The 15,782-nt window shown below is 66.4% G+C and carries 15 protein-coding genes; 13 read left to right on the top strand and 2 right to left on the bottom strand.

Annotated features, from left to right (window positions below; all coding sequences use genetic code 11):
* The first annotated feature begins 59 nt into the window (after positions 1–59).
* Genes G0Q01_RS03315 through G0Q01_RS03300 form a run of 4 tightly spaced genes read left to right on the top strand, consistent with a single transcriptional unit; the run spans position 60 to position 3,204 of the window.
* Positions 60–635 carry a hypothetical protein gene (locus G0Q01_RS03315; RefSeq protein WP_164190307.1) on the top strand — a complete coding sequence of 192 codons (576 nt, stop codon included), beginning with the start codon at positions 60–62 and terminating at the stop codon, positions 633–635.
* Positions 635–1,030, top strand: a complete 396-nt coding sequence (locus tag G0Q01_RS03310; RefSeq protein ID WP_164190305.1) for a phage holin family protein — start codon at positions 635–637, stop codon at positions 1,028–1,030. The genes G0Q01_RS03315 and G0Q01_RS03310 overlap by 1 nt, the downstream gene beginning before the upstream one ends.
* On the top strand, positions 1,023–2,180 hold the full coding sequence (locus G0Q01_RS03305; RefSeq protein WP_164190303.1) for a DUF3618 domain-containing protein: 1,158 nt from the start codon (positions 1,023–1,025) through the stop codon (positions 2,178–2,180). Before G0Q01_RS03310 ends, G0Q01_RS03305 begins: the two co-directional genes overlap by 8 nt.
* 55 nt (positions 2,181–2,235) lie before the next feature.
* On the top strand, positions 2,236–3,204 hold the full coding sequence (locus G0Q01_RS03300; RefSeq protein ID WP_235939573.1) for a YihY/virulence factor BrkB family protein: 969 nt from the start codon (positions 2,236–2,238) through the stop codon (positions 3,202–3,204).
* A 169-nt stretch (positions 3,205–3,373) separates the two neighbouring features.
* Here the strand turns inward: G0Q01_RS03300 and blaRCP are convergent, their stop codons facing one another.
* Positions 3,374–4,255, bottom strand: coding sequence for an RCP family class A beta-lactamase (blaRCP, locus tag G0Q01_RS03295; RefSeq protein ID WP_164190298.1), 882 nt, complete (start codon positions 4,253–4,255; stop codon positions 3,374–3,376).
* A 138-nt stretch (positions 4,256–4,393) separates the two neighbouring features.
* Between blaRCP and G0Q01_RS03290 the strand changes: the two genes are divergently transcribed.
* The 9 genes from G0Q01_RS03290 to G0Q01_RS03250 all read left to right on the top strand — a co-directional run bounded on the left by G0Q01_RS03290 (position 4,394) and on the right by G0Q01_RS03250 (position 14,500).
* Entirely contained in the window at positions 4,394–5,263 is an 870-nt protein-coding gene (locus G0Q01_RS03290) for a LysR family transcriptional regulator (RefSeq protein WP_164190296.1), read from the top strand.
* 329 nt (positions 5,264–5,592) lie between these two features.
* Positions 5,593–7,044, top strand: a complete 1,452-nt coding sequence (locus G0Q01_RS03285; protein ID WP_164190294.1) for a glycosyltransferase family 2 protein — start codon at positions 5,593–5,595, stop codon at positions 7,042–7,044.
* 10 nt (positions 7,045–7,054) lie between these two features.
* Complete coding sequence (locus G0Q01_RS03280; protein ID WP_164190292.1) at positions 7,055–7,966, top strand: glycosyltransferase family 2 protein; 912 nt, start codon at positions 7,055–7,057, stop codon at positions 7,964–7,966.
* Positions 7,963–9,003, top strand: a complete 1,041-nt coding sequence (locus G0Q01_RS03275) for a glycosyltransferase family 4 protein (protein ID WP_164190289.1) — start codon at positions 7,963–7,965, stop codon at positions 9,001–9,003. The genes G0Q01_RS03280 and G0Q01_RS03275 overlap by 4 nt, the downstream gene beginning before the upstream one ends.
* Before the next feature lie 17 nt (positions 9,004–9,020).
* Entirely contained in the window at positions 9,021–11,072 is a 2,052-nt protein-coding gene (locus G0Q01_RS03270; RefSeq protein WP_370457166.1) for a catalase, read from the top strand.
* Positions 11,069–12,106 carry a glycosyltransferase family A protein gene (locus tag G0Q01_RS03265; protein WP_164190284.1) on the top strand — a complete coding sequence of 346 codons (1,038 nt, stop codon included), beginning with the start codon at positions 11,069–11,071 and terminating at the stop codon, positions 12,104–12,106. The genes G0Q01_RS03270 and G0Q01_RS03265 overlap by 4 nt, the downstream gene beginning before the upstream one ends.
* Positions 12,103–13,194 carry an acyl-CoA dehydrogenase family protein gene (locus tag G0Q01_RS03260; protein ID WP_164213012.1) on the top strand — a complete coding sequence of 364 codons (1,092 nt, stop codon included), beginning with the start codon at positions 12,103–12,105 and terminating at the stop codon, positions 13,192–13,194. The genes G0Q01_RS03265 and G0Q01_RS03260 overlap by 4 nt, the downstream gene beginning before the upstream one ends.
* Positions 13,194–13,913, top strand: a complete 720-nt coding sequence (locus G0Q01_RS03255) for a PIG-L deacetylase family protein (protein ID WP_164213011.1) — start codon at positions 13,194–13,196, stop codon at positions 13,911–13,913. The genes G0Q01_RS03260 and G0Q01_RS03255 overlap by 1 nt, the downstream gene beginning before the upstream one ends.
* The gene (locus G0Q01_RS03250; protein WP_164190278.1) at positions 13,910–14,500 is read left to right on the top strand and encodes a class I SAM-dependent methyltransferase; all 591 of its coding nucleotides are present in this window, start codon (positions 13,910–13,912) and stop codon (positions 14,498–14,500) included. The genes G0Q01_RS03255 and G0Q01_RS03250 overlap by 4 nt, the downstream gene beginning before the upstream one ends.
* Here the strand turns inward: G0Q01_RS03250 and G0Q01_RS03245 are convergent.
* Positions 14,482–15,270 carry a Crp/Fnr family transcriptional regulator gene (locus tag G0Q01_RS03245; RefSeq protein ID WP_164190276.1) on the bottom strand — a complete coding sequence of 263 codons (789 nt, stop codon included), beginning with the start codon at positions 15,268–15,270 and terminating at the stop codon, positions 14,482–14,484. The two genes, G0Q01_RS03250 and G0Q01_RS03245, sit on opposite strands and share 19 nt — an antisense overlap.
* Between the last annotated feature and the right edge of the window lie 512 nt (positions 15,271–15,782).

Below are 15,782 nucleotides of genomic sequence, written 5' to 3'. Positions count from 1 at the left end.
TCGCGGGTTGTGAGGCAATGACGGCGCGCCACCGATCAACCTAACCGAAGGAGGCAAGGATGACCGATCCTTCCCAACACACTCCGTCCACACCTGCCGCAGAAAGTGCCGCACGCGAGATGCGTGATGATCTGCGCACCAAGGCCCGTGACACGGCAGAGGAAGTGAAAGAGCGCGCCAGCGGCTTCGAGGAACAGCAGCGCGGGCGAATGGCAGACGAGGTCTCGGACGTGTCGAACGCGCTTCGCAAGGCCGCCGAGGAGATGCGCAGCGGCTCTCCGCAGGAACGGACCATGTCGCAGATCGCCTCGACGCTGGCGGATGCATCGGAGTCGATCCGAGACAAGGATCTGGGCGAAATGGCAAGCAGCCTTTCGGACTTCGCGCGCCGCAACCCGATCGCCTATCTCGGCGGTGCCGCAGTTCTTGGTCTTGCCGCCGCGCGCTTCGCCAAGGCTGGCAAGAGCGGAGGCAGTTCGGGTCCGGCGCCGGAGCCCGCCCCGCGCTCCGCGCCGCCAACCAGCCCCGTGGATGCGGCCCGCGCCCGTGATTTCCCGGCGCAACCCACACCGACACCGACCGCGGCGACCCCTGCCACCCCAGCCTATCACCGCCCGGAACCGGAGGACATCTGATGCCGACCGAACAGACAACCGGAACCACCAATCTGGTGAGCAACATCATCGGACATGTCACCACCTTGGTGCGCAAGGAAATGGAACTGGCGCGCGCCGAGCTGGGCGAGAACCTCAACGGTGCCATGACGGCGGTGGGCGTGATCGTCGCCGGCGTGGTCTTCACCCTTGTTGGCCTCAACGTCATTGCCGCCGCGCTGGTGGCCGCTCTGACCGCAGCAGGCATGCATCCTTTCTGGTCTGCCGTGATCGTCGGGGGCGTCGCCCTCATTGCGGCGCTGATCATGATCAAGGGAGGGATGAGCAAGCTCAAGGCAAGCAGCCTTGCGCCGACCCGCACCACCGAGAACGTCCGTCGTGACGTGTCCGCAATCAGGGAGACGACCAATGGCTAATCGCAAGACGGCGGCAGAAATCGAGCGTGAGATCGAGCGTGAGCGCGAGGGCCTCAGCGCTTCCGTCTCCGAACTCCAGAGCCGTTTTTCGGCGGACGAGATCGTGGCACAGGTGGGCCGCCACCTGCAGACCCATGGCAGCGAGATGGGACAGGCGTTCTCGAAGTCGGCCAAGCAAAACCCCATCGGGCTCACGCTGACCGCCGCCGGCCTCGCATGGATGGTGTTCGGTCGCTCCTATGATGACGAGGACAAGCGTCTCGCGGGGGACCCTCTGAGCCGCCAACTCCGCAAGCGCCGTCCCGCGGCGCCCACCGAACGCGCGCCGTCCGGATCCGACTGGGCCGCGCGTAAGCCGGGCTACGGCACCAGCTACCGTCCCAGCTACTACGACGATCTGCACCTTGATGACGGGGAGGAGAGCGACACCTTCGGTGACCGCGTCGCCCGGACGCAAGCCCGCCTGAAGGCGGGCTTCGAGGAGGGGCGTCACAACGCGGCCGCCACCGCAGGTGTAGCCCGCGCCAAGGCCGGCGAGGCCGGACACACTGCCCGCGACTCCATCTCGGCAAAGTCGGCCCAGGCCCAGTCGGTGCTCGAAGACGGCTACGACCGTATCGCGTCGGGGACCGAGCGCATGTCGGAAAGCGCCCGGCGCAGGGTCATCGAAGCCCGCGAACGTGCGCTAATCGCCCGCGAGCGTGCGGGCCGGAAGGTGCAACGTGCCGGTGCCAGCGCCGCCGATTTCTTTGGCGAGCATCCCCTCGTGGCCGGCGCCCTTGCCATCGCGGCCGGCGCCGCCCTCGGCGGAGCCGCACCGCGCACCAAGGCCGAGGACGACTTCATGGGCGAGTACAGCGACGGGTTGTTCGCCGAGGCCGAAGCGATCTTCCACGAGGAGCGAGATAAGCTTGCAGCGGTGGCCGATGCCGCCCTCGACGAGGGTCAAAGCATCGCCCGCGAGGCGCGCGCAGAGGCTGATGAGCGCACTCCCGGCGACAAGCCCGCCGAGCACGCACTTGCCGATGCCGCGAAATCTGCCGGCAAGCGCGTCGAGGATCGGGTACGGGACGAAGCGGAGGCGCAGAAGCTGGGCCGTCCGGACGTGACCTCGGACACGCCGAAATCGGATACGCCGAAGCAGGGCTGAAATCAGCTAACCGAGACCTCGCGCCGGTGCCGGGTGGCACCGGCGCGACTTTGACATGATCAAGGATGAGTGGATGCCAAACGACGGATCCTTTGCCACACGGCCACGCCAGATCAGCTTGACCGGCTGGAAAGCCATCGCGATGCGCGTGAAATCCGAGTTGGCTGCAGACCGGATCAGCCTGGTTTCGGCGGGTGTCGCATTCTATGCGCTGATGGCAATCTTCCCCGCAATCACCGCCCTCATGGCGATCGCCGGGCTGTTCATCACCCCCGCCGATGTCACTGCACAGATCCAGCAGATTACCGAGGTGCTGCCGCAGCGTGCCGCCGAGATCCTGATAGAGCAGGCCAAATCTGTCGCGGGGTCGCAGCGTGGCGGTCTTGGTCTTGCGGCGGTCCTGGGTCTGCTACTTGCGCTCTATTCTTCCTCCCAAGGGGTTGCCCACCTGATCGAGGGGCTGAACGTCGCCTATGACGAAACAGAAGAGCGCGGCTTCATCCGCCTCAAGTTCACCACGCTGGCCCTCACGCTGCTGCTGATTGCCGGACTTCTCTTGGCCATCGGGGCGCTTGTCGTTCTGCCCGGCATGCTCGCGATCTTCCAGTTTGGTCCAGCGCTCGAAGCCTTTGCATCGTGGATGCGTTGGGGCGTGCTGCTCCTGTTGGTTGTTGCCGGCATAGCGCTGATCTACCGGTTTGGCCCCTCCCGAAAGGCGGCGGAGTGGGCTTGGATCACCCCCGGTGCCCTGGTCGCCTGCCTGCTCTGGCTCGCCGGGTCACTCGCCTTCTCTCTATATGCCGAGCATTTCGGGTCCTACCAAGAAACTTTCGGATCCCTGGCCGGCGTTATCATCTTGTTGTTCTGGTTGTGGATTTCGGCTTACGTGATCCTCTTGGGGGCCGAGATCAACGCCGAGATGGAAGCACAGACCTGGCACGACACCACCACCGGCAAGGACATGCCGCGCGGGAAGCGCGGGGCGGTGAAAGCCGACGAATTCAAGGGGCGCGACGCCCCCTGAAACGACGGATCCTGGGGGTCGCGGCCCAGCTCTGAGCAGCGTGTCCCATTCTGACATTTGCGCCTTGTTCGATGCGCCCCGGTGGTCGAGGCGCTGAAAAGTGCTGGCAAGTTTCCTGCGCCATCGCCAGCGCTACCTGGCGCCGGACGGAAGCCGCGCCCGAGAGGCTTCACTCGCGAACAACAGCGACCACCGCCCTGCCCAGGTCCTTCAGCGCCGCGTTGCGGACCTCGAACGCCGCATCCGTATCCGAGACGAACATCGTCGCGATCCAGGGTGCCTCGCCTTCAGGCTGGATCACCGCGACGAGGTTGCGCGTGTGGCGTCCGCTGCCCGACTTGTCGAGGATCAGCCAATCGTCCTCGGCCTCGGCGCGGAGCAATGCGCCGGTCACGCCGCCGTGGCGCATCCATTCCGCCAACTGCCCGCGCGCTTGCGGAGACAGCATGTCGCCCAGCAGCAGCGCCCGCAGCGTCTCGGACATGGCGGCCGGGCTCGTGGTGTCCCGCTCGTCGCCGGGCGCGAACGTGTTCAGCTCGGGCTCGCGGCGGTCGAGACGGCTCGTCGGGTCGCCGACGCTGCGGAAGAACTGCGTCACCGCCTCCGGCCCGCCGAGATGCTTGATCAAAATGTTCGCCGCCACGTTGTCGCTTTGGTCGACCGCCGCGAGGCACAGCTCGTCGAGGGTCATGGTGCCGCCAACCCGCGTCTCCATGACCGGAGCATAGGGCACCAGGTCGGCCTCGCGCACCGGAAGCGAATCGGAGAGCGACAGCGTGCCCGCATCGCTGCGCGCGAGGATGGCGCCGCAGACGGGCACCTTCACAGTGCTGTTCATGAGGAAAAGCTCATCCTCGCGGTGAGCCCAGGACCTCCCCGAGCCGGTGTCCAGAAGCGAGAGACCGACGCGGGCGCCGAGCTGCTCCTCGATCCGGGCGACGGTGCCCCGGAGCGCCTCGACAGGCGTCTCGGCGAAGGCGGCAGTGGCCATGGACAGGCCGAGAGCGAGCCCTGTCGCGACACGCGACAGGATGGGAGCGGTGAACCGCATGGGACCATTCCTTTCAGGATCTGCGCCAGTGGCGCTTGAGGTGTGACATCACATGATGTCATGCGCCCTGTATATTTCGGCTTGATCCCAGCCATCAAACGACAAATCTTATGGCCTTCCATTAGCTGAGGCACTGCCATGGATCGCCCTGACCTGCCGCTCAATGCCCTCCGGGTGTTCGAGGTTGCCATGCGCCAAGGCAGCTTCACCAAGGCCGCGATCGAGCTGCGCGTCACCCAAGCCGCGGTCAGCCACCAGGTCGCACGCCTCGAGGACCTTCTGGGCGCGGCGCTGTTCCTGAGGACATCACAAGGACTGGTTCCGACTGACGAGGGCCGCCTGCTCTTCCCCGTGCTCGAACATGGCTTCGACGCGATGGCGCGGGTGCTCGACCGGCTCGGCGGGCGGCGCGACATCGAGGTGCTGAAGGTTGGCGTCAACACGACCTTCGCGATGGGCTGGCTGATGCCTCGGCTCGAGGCCTTCCGGCAGGCCCATCCCGAGATCGACCTCAGGATCTCGACCAACAACAACCGCGTGGAGATCCTGCGCGAAGGGCTCGACATGGCGATCCGCTTCGGCACCGGAGGCTGGACGGGACACGATGCGATTCCATTGGCAGAAGCACCGATGGCGCCCCTCTGCGCGCCGAGCCTCGCGTCACGGCTCCTGCATCCTTCGGACCTCGGGCAGGTCACACTTCTGCGCAGCTACCGAAGCGCGGAATGGCCGGGCTGGTTCGAGGCCGCGGGCGTGCCCTGCCCGCCCGTCACCGGGCCGGTCTTCGACAGCTCGGTGGCGCTCGCCGAACTTGCAACCTCGGGCGTCGGCGTGGCGCTGCTGCCGATCTCGATGTTCGAGAGTTACATCACGCAGGGTCGTCTGGCACAGCCGTTCGGGGTCACCGTTTCGGTCGGACGTTACTACCTCGCCTGGCCGTCTGACCGGCCAGCCACACCAGCGATGAGCACGTTCTCGCGTTGGCTGACCGGCCAGAGCGCTGAATAAATAGCCAACCAAGTCGGGTCACCCCAAGTCCGCCGCGCGCGCTGAGCACCGCGGAGGGCGCCGGACAGCCCAAGTTGCAGAGACCCTCCCGGGGCCCGATTTCAGGGCATGGTCGCCGCTGTGATCGTCGCAAGTGGAAAGTCGTTGCGAACGTGTCACGGCACCGAAAACCGGATGGGACGCGCAACGCTAAAAGACCCCTGCCGACGCCGAAGGATTGCACGCAGAGCAGCGCGGGATAACAAATGTTGCCGGAACCCCGGGTCGCGTCCGCTGTTTTCATCACAGCGCCGCACTCGACGGTGGCCTGCCTCACAAGGAACCAAACCATGTCACCACCCGACGGGCGTAGCGCCTTTTTCGGTCTGATGGCGCTTGCCATGCTGCTGCCGACACTGGCAATTCCGGTGGTCGCACTGGCCATGCTGGTTCAGGCCGTTCTCGGGGCGCTCAACCTTCATGCCGGGTTTGGCCTGAAGCGCCGACGGACCGATGCGGCGTCGCGATTTGTGACACCCCAGCGGCTGCACTTCTCCGTGCATCTGGCGATCCATGACGAACCTCCCGCCATCGTCGCGCGCACGTTGCGCGCCTTCACATTGCAGGTTGATGCGCCTGAGTTCGAGGTCATCGTGCTCGACAACAACACCGCCGATCCGGCACTCTGGCGCCCGATCGCCGCGCTGTGCGATGCACTTGGCCCCGCGTTTCGCTTCTACCATGAAGAGGGCGTCACCGGTGCCAAGGCAGGCGCGCTCAACATCGCGCTCGCGCGCACAAATCCCGCGGCCACCCACGTGGTCATCGTCGATGCGGACTACGAGGTCACGCCGGATTTCCTCGCCATCGCGGCGCAGGAGCTGCAGCGCAGCGGTGACGACTTCGTCCAGTTCCCGCAGGCCTATCATGGCGACGCGGGTCCAGCGCAGGGGCTGTCGCTTGAACTGGCGGACTATTTCCTGCGCCACGCACGGCAGGCGAACCTGGCACGGGCGATGTTGCTGACCGGAACACTCAGCGTCATAAGTCGGCCCGCCCTCGAGGCTGTCGGCGGATGGAGCTTGCGGAGCATCACCGAAGATGCGGAGCTTGGCCTGCGCCTGCACCGTGCGGGGTATCGCGGGCGGTTCGTAGACAGGATTGTCGGACGCGGCTTGCTGCCCCTCGATCTTGGCGGCCTGAGCCTGCAACGGTATCGCTGGGCCGCCGGCAACATGGACACGGCGCGGGGTGTATTCGGCGGGCTCCCGGCGCGCACGACGCTCCAGGTCTTCGCGCAGCTCACCGCGTGGGCAAACCTCGCGCTGCCCTGTACCGCCACGTTGATTGGCGGCGCCGCCGCGTTGTCGTTGGGACACCACGCCGAGGCAAGCCGCTTTCTGGTCACGCTGTCGGGGATCGGCCTCGTGCTGGTTTACCTGTCGGTCTGCCTGCCCATGGTCATCGCTATGGCCGTGCGCGGCCGCCCCCCGTTCAAGGCCTTCGGGGTGGCGCTGGCGGCGCGCGCCGCGATGATCCTGCCTTCGGCGCTCGGGACGGTGGACGCCCTCATGGGCCGGTCCGGCAGCTTCCAGCGGACCGAGAAGGACATCACTCAGGCTTCCGATGCCGTCGGGCCGATGCTGCCCGCGCTGGCCCTCTGCGGCGGCGCGCTGCTGGCCATCGCGCATTTGCCTGCCGCCGCCGCGCTCGGCGCCGTCCTGATGGCGCTGCCCTATCCGCTGGCCCTCGCCACGCGCCGCCGCCTGATCGCCTACCGCTCCGCCCTTCACCCCGCCTGAGGAACGCCCAATGACACCCAGCGTCACAATCGTCATCCCGACCTACAATCGCGCCCTCGTGCTGCCGCAGGCCATCGAGGCGGCGCTGGGGCAGTCGCACCCCAAGACCACGGTGATGGCCATTGATGATGGATCGCAGGACGAGACCGGGGCGATCATCGCACGCTACGCGGATCACCCCTGTTTCGTCGGCGTCAGCCTTGCGGGCAACGTCGGCACCGCGCAGGCAAAGAACGTGGGCATCGCGCTCAGCACAACGGACGCCATCACCTTTCACGATTCCGATGACCTGCCCCACCGCGACAAGGTCATGCGGCAGGCCCGCGTGCTCGGGAACGAAACCATCGGCGCGCATCCCTGCCTCAACTGGCGCCTCGCCGGCCGCGAGCCCGAAACGCGCATCCAGGTGGGGGGCGTGCTGTCCCATCACGAACTCATCCTGCCTGATGGCGAGCGGGTCGAGATCCGCCGCACCCTCAGCCTCGTTGACGACTTCTTTCCGAACTTGCAGATGGCCGCGGGGGTGCCGGGGGACTGGACGCATGTGAATTCCGGCCTGTTCCATCGGTCGGTCTTCGACCGGCTGGGCGGCTTTCTGGACTGCATCGAGGAGGACCGCGAATTCCGCAACCGGCTGATCATGGCCGGAGAGGTGCTCTGGGTCATCCCCGAGATCCTGCTAACCAAGATCGAGACGCCCGACAGCCTGACCCAGCTGGGTGCGACGGATTACGACAGCCCGCGCCGCATCGCGGATCGCAAGCGGGTCTGGGACGCCGTTGGCCGCTGGTTCGCCACGCGCGAGGTCGATCCGGTGCCCATTGATCTGTCCGGCATCGCCATCCGGTCCTGCACCAACCCCGCCCTCTGCGACCGCGCTGCGCTGAGCGGGATGACCCCCCTTCGGGAGCAGGTGGCATGAGCGGCGGGATCACCTTTGTCGATGTGCTCGCGCCGCGTGCCTATAGCGGGATGCCGGGTGATCTGGCCGGGCTTGGCGGAACCGAAGCGACCCTGGTGCGCATCGCCGAAAGCCTGGCCCCCCGCCTCCGCGTCACCGTGCGCCAATCCGCGCGGCATGAGCACGACGAGCTGTCCGGCCGCGTCCGCTACGCCGGTTTCGACGTCAGGCGGCCCTTGCCCGAAGCGCCGGCGACCATCGTCGTGGTGAATTCCTGGAAGATCGCACCCCGGCTGGCACGGCTGCATCCCGCAGCACGGGTCATTGTCTGGCAGCACGTCTTTCCCGGCCGTCACAACCGGGCGCTGGCCCCTGCCCTCCGCGAGGCCGGAGTTGAGGTGATATGCGTCTCCGCCGCCCATGCCGACTGGCTGCGCGCCTTTCTCGGGCCCGATGCGCCGTCCATCGGCCATATCCACAACCCGATCGACGATGATCTTTTCCCGGACGACACGCCCCGCGATCCGGGCCTGATGCTCTTCGCTTCCTCCCCCCACAAGGGGCTGGGTCAGGTGTTCCGCCGGTTCGAGGCGCTGAAACATCGCATCCCTTCGCTGCGCCTTGCCGTGGCGGATCCCGGCTACCTGGCCTGGCCGGCCGGTCCTGTCCCGACCGGGGTCATCCCGCTCGGGCGGCTCGAAAAGCCCCGGCTGGTCAGTTGGATGCGCCGGGCGCTGTGCCTGTTCTATCCGCAGGACCAGTTTGCCGAGACCTTCGGACTGGTCATTGCAGAGGCCAATGCCGTCGGCTGCCCGGCGCTCCTGCAGCGCGGCCTTGGCGCAAATGACGAGGTCGCATCGGACCCCAGGCAATGCATCGACACCGCCAACCCGGAAGCCATCGCCGCAAGGATCGCCGACTGGCGCAGCGCCATCGGGCGCCGCCCCCTTGCCACCGGACGGCCAGAGTTCCGGCTGTCCCAGGTGACCGCCCAGTGGGCGGCGCTGCTGAACACCGATCTGGCGGACCGACCCCGCCTTCACGCAATGCAAGACTGAGCCCCAAAGGAATGACCATGAAAGACGAAAATGATATCCGCAAAGGCAACGGCGGCGAGACCCACCAGGTCGCCGGTGACAGTCACGAGACCATGACGACGCAGGTCGGCATGCCGATCTCGGACGACCAGAACACGCTGAAGGTGGGACAGCGCGGACCGCACCTCATCGAAGATCAGGTCTTCCGCGAAAAGATCTTTCACTTCGACCACGAGCGCATTCCCGAGCGGGTCGTGCACGCCCGGGGTTATGGCGCTCACGGCACCTTCGAACTGACCGAGGACCTCTCGGACCTCACCCGTGCCAAGGTGCTCACCGAAGTGGGCGAGAAGACGGAGGTTTTCGTGCGCTTCTCCACCGTCGCCGGCAACAAGGGGTCCCCCGACCTTGCCCGGGACGTTCGCGGCTTCGCGGTGAAGTTCTATACCAAGGAAGGCAACTGGGACCTCGTCGGCAACAACATCCCCGTCTTCTTCATCCAGGACGCGATGAAGTTTCCGGACCTGATCCATGCCGCCAAGCAAGAGCCCGACCGCGGGTTCCCGCAGGCGCAGACGGCGCATGACAACTTCTGGGACTTCATCTCGCTGATGCCGGAAGCCATGCACATGGCGCTCTGGATCATGTCGGACCGGACCATCCCGCGGTCCTTCCGCTTCATGGAAGGGTTTGGCGTGCATACCTTCCGGCTGGTGAACGCCGAGGGCAAGTCGAGCTTCGTCAAGTTCCACTGGAAGCCCCGTCTGGGGATGCAGTCCGTTCTCTGGGACGAGGCGGTCAAGATCAACGGCGCCGATCCCGATTTCCACCGCCGCGATCTTTGGGACGCGATCCAGAAGGGCGACTATCCGCAGTGGGATCTCGGTCTGCAGGTCTTCGACGAGGACTTCGCCGACAGCTTCGATTTCGACGTGCTGGACGCCACCAAGCTGATCCCCGAGGAAGTCGTCCCGGTGCGCCGCGTCGGCACGCTGACGCTGAACCGCATGGTCGACAACTTTTTTGCCGAGACCGAGCAGGTCGCCTTTCAGACCGGCAATATCGTCCCCGGCATCGACCATTCCAACGACCCGCTGCTTCAGGGGCGGAACTTCTCCTACCTCGACACGCAGCTCAAGCGGCTGGGCGGGCCGAACTTCAACCACATACCGATCAATGCGCCGAAATGTCCCTTTGCCCACCTGCAACAGGACGGCCACATGGCGATGCACAATCCCAAGGGTCGGGTGAACTACGAGCCCAACAGCCTTGGTGAGGGCCCGCGCGAGGACCCGGAGCGCGGCTTCATCTCCTACCCGACCGAGGAGGCGGGAGAGAAACGGCGCATCCGGTCAGACACCTTTGCGGACCACTACAGCCAGGCCCGGCAATTCTACCTCAGCCAGACCGATGTCGAAAAAGGACATATCGCCGACGCCTTCGTCTTCGAGCTCTCCAAGGTCGAGCGCCTGTCGATCCGCCAGCGCATGGTCGGCCACCTGATGGTCGTCGACGAGGACCTTGCCAAGACGGTCGCCGATGGCCTGGGCCTGACCGAGATGCCGAGCGCGGCCACCCCCGCGCGCGACGTGATCCAGACCGACGCCTCGCCCGCGCTCAGCATGCTGGCCAACCCGCCCGACAGCTTTGCCGGCCGCAAGCTGGGCGTGCTGGTGACCGACGGGATCGACGGTGGCACCTTCGAGGCGCTGAAGTCGGCAGCCGAAAGCGCCGGCGCGCAGGTCACGGTGATCGCCGAGAAGGTCGGCGGCGTGACCACCGCACGTGGCAAGACCATCGCCGCGGATGAAAAGCTCGATGGCGCGCCGTCGGTCCTGTTCGATGCAGTGGCCGTCCTCGCCTCCGAGGATGGCGCAGCCAAGCTGGCGAACATGCACGGCGCGCGCACATTTCTCGCCGACGCCTTCGCGCACATGAAGTTCATCGCGCTGACGGAAGAGGCCAGATCCGGCTTCTGGTCTGCCGCAGTTCCGGAGAAGGCCGATGACGGGGTCTTCAGTCTCGACGGCGAACCGGACGACTTCATCGCCGCCTGCAAAGCTCTTCGGTTCTGGGAACGGGCATCGTGAAGTGCCGCCCCCTTGCCGCGCGCAGCCTTGCGTTCGGTCCGGAGGCGCCTTGGCCTGCGGCGATCACAGTCCCGGCCCGAAACGAGGCGGAGCGGATCGTGCCCTGCCTTGAGGCGGCGCGCATGGCCTTGCGGAGGCGCGGAGGAATCGTCGTGGTCGTCAACGGCTCTAGCGACGCCACCTTCCCACGCGCCCGGGACTGGTTCGCAGCCACGGGCACGGCGGGGCTGCTGATCGATCTGGCTGACACCCCCGAGGGGGGTGTTGGCGCAGTGCGGCGGCAGGCCGTCGCCACCGCGGCCCCCCGGCTCGCCAGCCGAGGCGTCGTGCTCACCACCGATGCCGACAGCCGGGTGTTTCCCGACTGGCTTGACACCAACCTGTCAGAGCTGACGCGGGCCGACCTCATTTGCGGTTCTGTCCTTCCGGATCGTGATGAGTTCGCGCAATTGCCTCCGATCATCGCGCAGCGCGGCGCCGCCGAGGGCGAGTACGTCGGCCTGACCCTCGCGCTCCGTGCGTTGATCGACCCTATGGCGCATGACCCCGCCCCGTGCGGGCTCGGTGCCGCGGGCGCCAGCCTTGCGTTCCGGATGCCGCTCTACACCGATACCGGCGGCATCCCGGCGCTGCCGGGAAACGAGGACCGCGCCTTTGCCGCACTGGCAGAGGATCGTGGCTGGCGCGTCCGGCATAGCCCGTTCGTGCGTGTCTCGACGTCCTGTCGACTGGACGGGCGAGCGCCGGGCGGCATGGCCGAAGCCCTGGCGCGGCGCATTTCCGACCCTGATCCCATGGTGGACAGCGCGCTCGAGCCTGCCCACCGGACAGTGCAGCGTTCGCATCTGCAGAGGGCGCGGCGGGATGGCGTGGCTCAGTTCGGCCCCGGGTCGCTGCAGGTGGCGCGGATCGACAAGCAACTGGCCGGACTGGAACGCACCCGAATGCGGCTGTCGGACGTGGCGCGCGAATTGCCTCTTCTGGCCGCAGCAGTTCGCGCAGCGCGGGCGGACACGGAAAGGCTGACAGCATGAGAGAAGCCCCCGCAACGGCAATGCCAACGCTGACCGAAGCCGACGCCCTCAAGGCCGTCGCGGACGGTGCGCTGAAGGCCGACGCAGGCGGCTGCGACCTGTCGGACGACATGCGTCGCCTGGCGTCCTCCGGCATCCTCGCTCGGCTCTGCACATTCGAGGGACACCCACGGGAGACACAGGCGCAGGCCACCTTGCTGCGCCGGCTCGGCCGCGCCAGCCTGTCGGTTGGACGCTTGGCCGAGGGGCATATGAACGCCCTCAAACTCGTCACCCTCTACGGCACGCCCGATCAGGTGCGGCGCCACACCACCTCTGCACGGAATGGGGCGATCTACGGTGTCTGGGGCGCTGACGCCGACCCACCGGTGAGCGTCGTGACAGACCTCGACGGTCGGCTCCGCCTCGCCGGGGGCAAGCGCTTTGCCTCGGGCCTCGGGACCGTCAGCCATGCCGTGGTGACGGCGAAACATGCCGACGGCCTGCGCCTTGCCATCGCGGAGGTGGGGCACGCCGGGCGCGCGAATGCCGCCGCGTGGGACACCTGCGGCATGCGGGCGACGGCCTCGGGCAGCTACGATTTCATCGGTGTCATGGCAGAGGCGCTTGGCGCTGCGGATGACTACCTGCGCGAGCCGCATTTCCAAGGCGGTGTCTGGCGCTATGCCGCCGTTCAGACCGGCGGGCTGGAGGCGCTGGCTGAAGAGGTTCGTCGCGCCGTCAGCGCGACAGATGCGCCGGGCGAGGCGCAACTGCACCGCCTGGCCCGGATCGCCAGCCTGGCCCATAGTGCCCGCCTGATGGTCGAAGATGCTGCCGCCCGGGTCGAGGCGCCCGGCGCGGGGCCAGAGGCCGTCGCGCTCAGCCTGGCCGCGCGAGAAGAGGTCGAGGTGGCCTGCCTCGAAGGTCTCGCATTGGCCGACCGTGCTCTCGGCACCCGGTCCTTCGTCAAAGGTCAGCGGGCCGAGCTGGTCCGCCGCGACCTCGGGTTCTTCCTGCGGCAGGCAGACCTCGACGGCAAGCTTCGGCAGGTGGGCGCGGCACTTTGCGCGGCCAAGGCCCCAATCGGAGAGGTCTGGGCAGGGTGATGACCTTCACCAGAATTGTCGCACAGGCGGAAAACGCGCCCTACGCCCAACTTGCGGACCTGACCGGACCCGGTGCCGTGCTGGTTCTGGCCCCTCACCCCGATGATGAATCGCTCGCGATGGGAGGGGCCATTGCGGCAGCCTCTGCAGCCGGCCACCGCGTACATATAGCGGTCGTTTCGGACGGAGCACTGTCGCACCCCAGGTCCAGGGCATATCCCGCCGCCGCACTGTCAGCCTTGCGCAGGGCGGAGGTCGAGGCGGCGGTCCGGATCCTCACCGAAGGACGTGAGGCGCCGATCTGGCTGGGCTATCCCGATCAGGGCACGCCGGATGATCCCGGCTCCTTTTCCGAAGTCGAGACCCGGCTGCATCCCCATCTTGGGGAGGTCACGGCGATCTGGACCACCTGGAACGGCGATCCGCACAGTGACCACCAGCGCGTATGGAGGCTTGCCCGCTGGATGGCGGACCGGCGGACGTGCGCGATGTTCGCCTGCCCGGTCTGGGGACGGGTCCAAACGCCTGTGGCAGGAGCGTCCAGCGTCGGCCTCAGGCGCTTTCAAACGGCGGCGTTCCGCGATCTCAAGGCGCGCGCCGTCGCTGCCCACGTGTCCCAGATGACCGGGCTTATCGACGATGACCCGTCCGGCTTCCGGATGCCGCAGAACCTCGCCGCGCATTTCGTCGCGGCAGATGAGATCTTCATCCCAGCATGAGCCGCGATGCCGCCTCCTTCGACCGTCTCTACCGCGAGACCGCCGACCCCTGGAACTATGAGACAAGCCCCTACGAGGCTGAGAAATACGCCCGGTGCCTCGCCCTATTGCCGCCACGCCGCTTCGGCCATGCGCTGGAGGTCGGATGCTCGATCGGGGTGATGAGCGAAGCGATCGCGCGTCGCTGCGACAGTCTTCTCGGGCTCGATTTCGCCCCCACGGCTGTCGAAAGGGCCCGCGCGAGGCGTATCCCGGGCGCCCGCTTCGAGGTGGCCGCAGTCCCCGAAGGCTGGCCGGAGGGTCATTGGGACCTGATCGTGCTGTCGGAAGTTCTCTATTACCTTTCCGCCGCCGCGCTGGACGAGGTCATCCGCAGGGTTGTCGACACCCTCGCCCCCGGTGGCGCCTGTCTTATAGCGGGCTACCTCGGCCCGACCGAAACAACGCTGAGCGCGCCAGAGGTCGAGGCCAAACTGCTGGCCGCGCTTTCGGCCGACCGCCCGGATCATGTTATCCGCCGCGATGCCGCGAGTGCCTGGATCGCGGCGGCCTTCGCCTGCAACGGCGCTCACTCTTCGGGCGGGTAGAGGTACGACGGATCGAAATGCGCCAGATGATGCAAGAGTTCCCTGTCATGGATCTCGGCGTGTCCGTCCCGGATCGTGCAGGCGCCGCTCTCGCGAAGCTCTTTGCAGATGCGACTGACATGGACCGGGGAGAGCCCGGCGATCTCGGCCAGATCGGTCTGCAGAAGCGGCAAGGGAAGCCGGTCGATCCTGATCTTCCCCGCCTCCTGAAGCCGCAGATCCATCTCGCTCACGAAATCGGCCACGGACGCCAATGCGCGCAACCGGCTTGAACGGAAAATCCAATGGCGGTGGATCGAGGCATCGATCATGGTCAATCCCCACAATTGCCGTGCATGGCGGGAGGAGCGATCAATGATTTGGTCCAACGCCGCGTGTGGAAAGACCGCGATACGCGCGGGCGTCAAGGCACCGATATCGTGGTCCAGACGTTTCAGCGGCAAGGCGTGCAGGTCGACGAAATCCCCCGGCACGCTGATGGAGACGATCGCGCTCTGCAACTCGCCCCGTTGTGAGCTGCGGACATATCGCGCCATCAGACCATCCAGCAACAGCGCGCTGACGTCGATCCTGTCGCCCGCTTTCGAGAGCACTTCGCGTGAGTCGAGCAAACGTATCTCGGAACAGGCCGCACACAACAGCTGCCAAAGTTCCGGCTCCAGACGCCGCACAACGCCGCGTCGGTCTTGTTCGGTCAAGACACCCTCGCCTGCTTGTGTGACTGTCTTCACAATCGCACGTTCCGGCCTTCCAAACCATTCGCCTTTCATCCATCGCCTCCTGCACCGCAGTCGATCAATCAAGAAACCAGTGGTCAATAATGGCTCCGCGCCAAACCTTGGGTGGCACACTACCATTTAACGAGCCTGCGAAGGCCCTGTTCCCTCGCGGTGCGGACATCTCGAAACCGAAAGGCCCCTCTTATCCGGAAGGTTGAAAAGCACACCCCTACCGAAGGCAGGTCATTGTTCGGAGTCTGTGCCCTTTGACCGATGCCCGCTTTGGAGCTGAGCGCCGCGGAAACCTGAGTGGATGCGAACTCTTGCAACCCGAGGCCTTCGAGGCCTTACGGACGAGTTCCAAAAAGCACCTGGTGCAGAGCCAAGGCTCGGCAACAGAAATCGCCCGGGCCCTTCGCGCTTGACCGCAAAAAGCGCCCCTTGGGGCGCTGTGCGGGGTGTTTTTTTGGTGGTGTTGGTTGCGGGTGTCAACGGCGGAGCAAAAACCGGCCACGGGGCGGCGCAAAAGCAGGCCACTTTCTTGCGCGCTTGAGCCCGCCGGG

The organism is Salipiger sp. PrR007, from assembly GCF_010499845.1.
GTDB classification, from domain to species: Bacteria; Pseudomonadota; Alphaproteobacteria; order Rhodobacterales; family Rhodobacteraceae; genus Salipiger; species Salipiger pacificus_A.
Note: the sequence above shows the minus strand (reverse complement) of the source record. Positions and strands in the feature narration are given on the sequence as shown.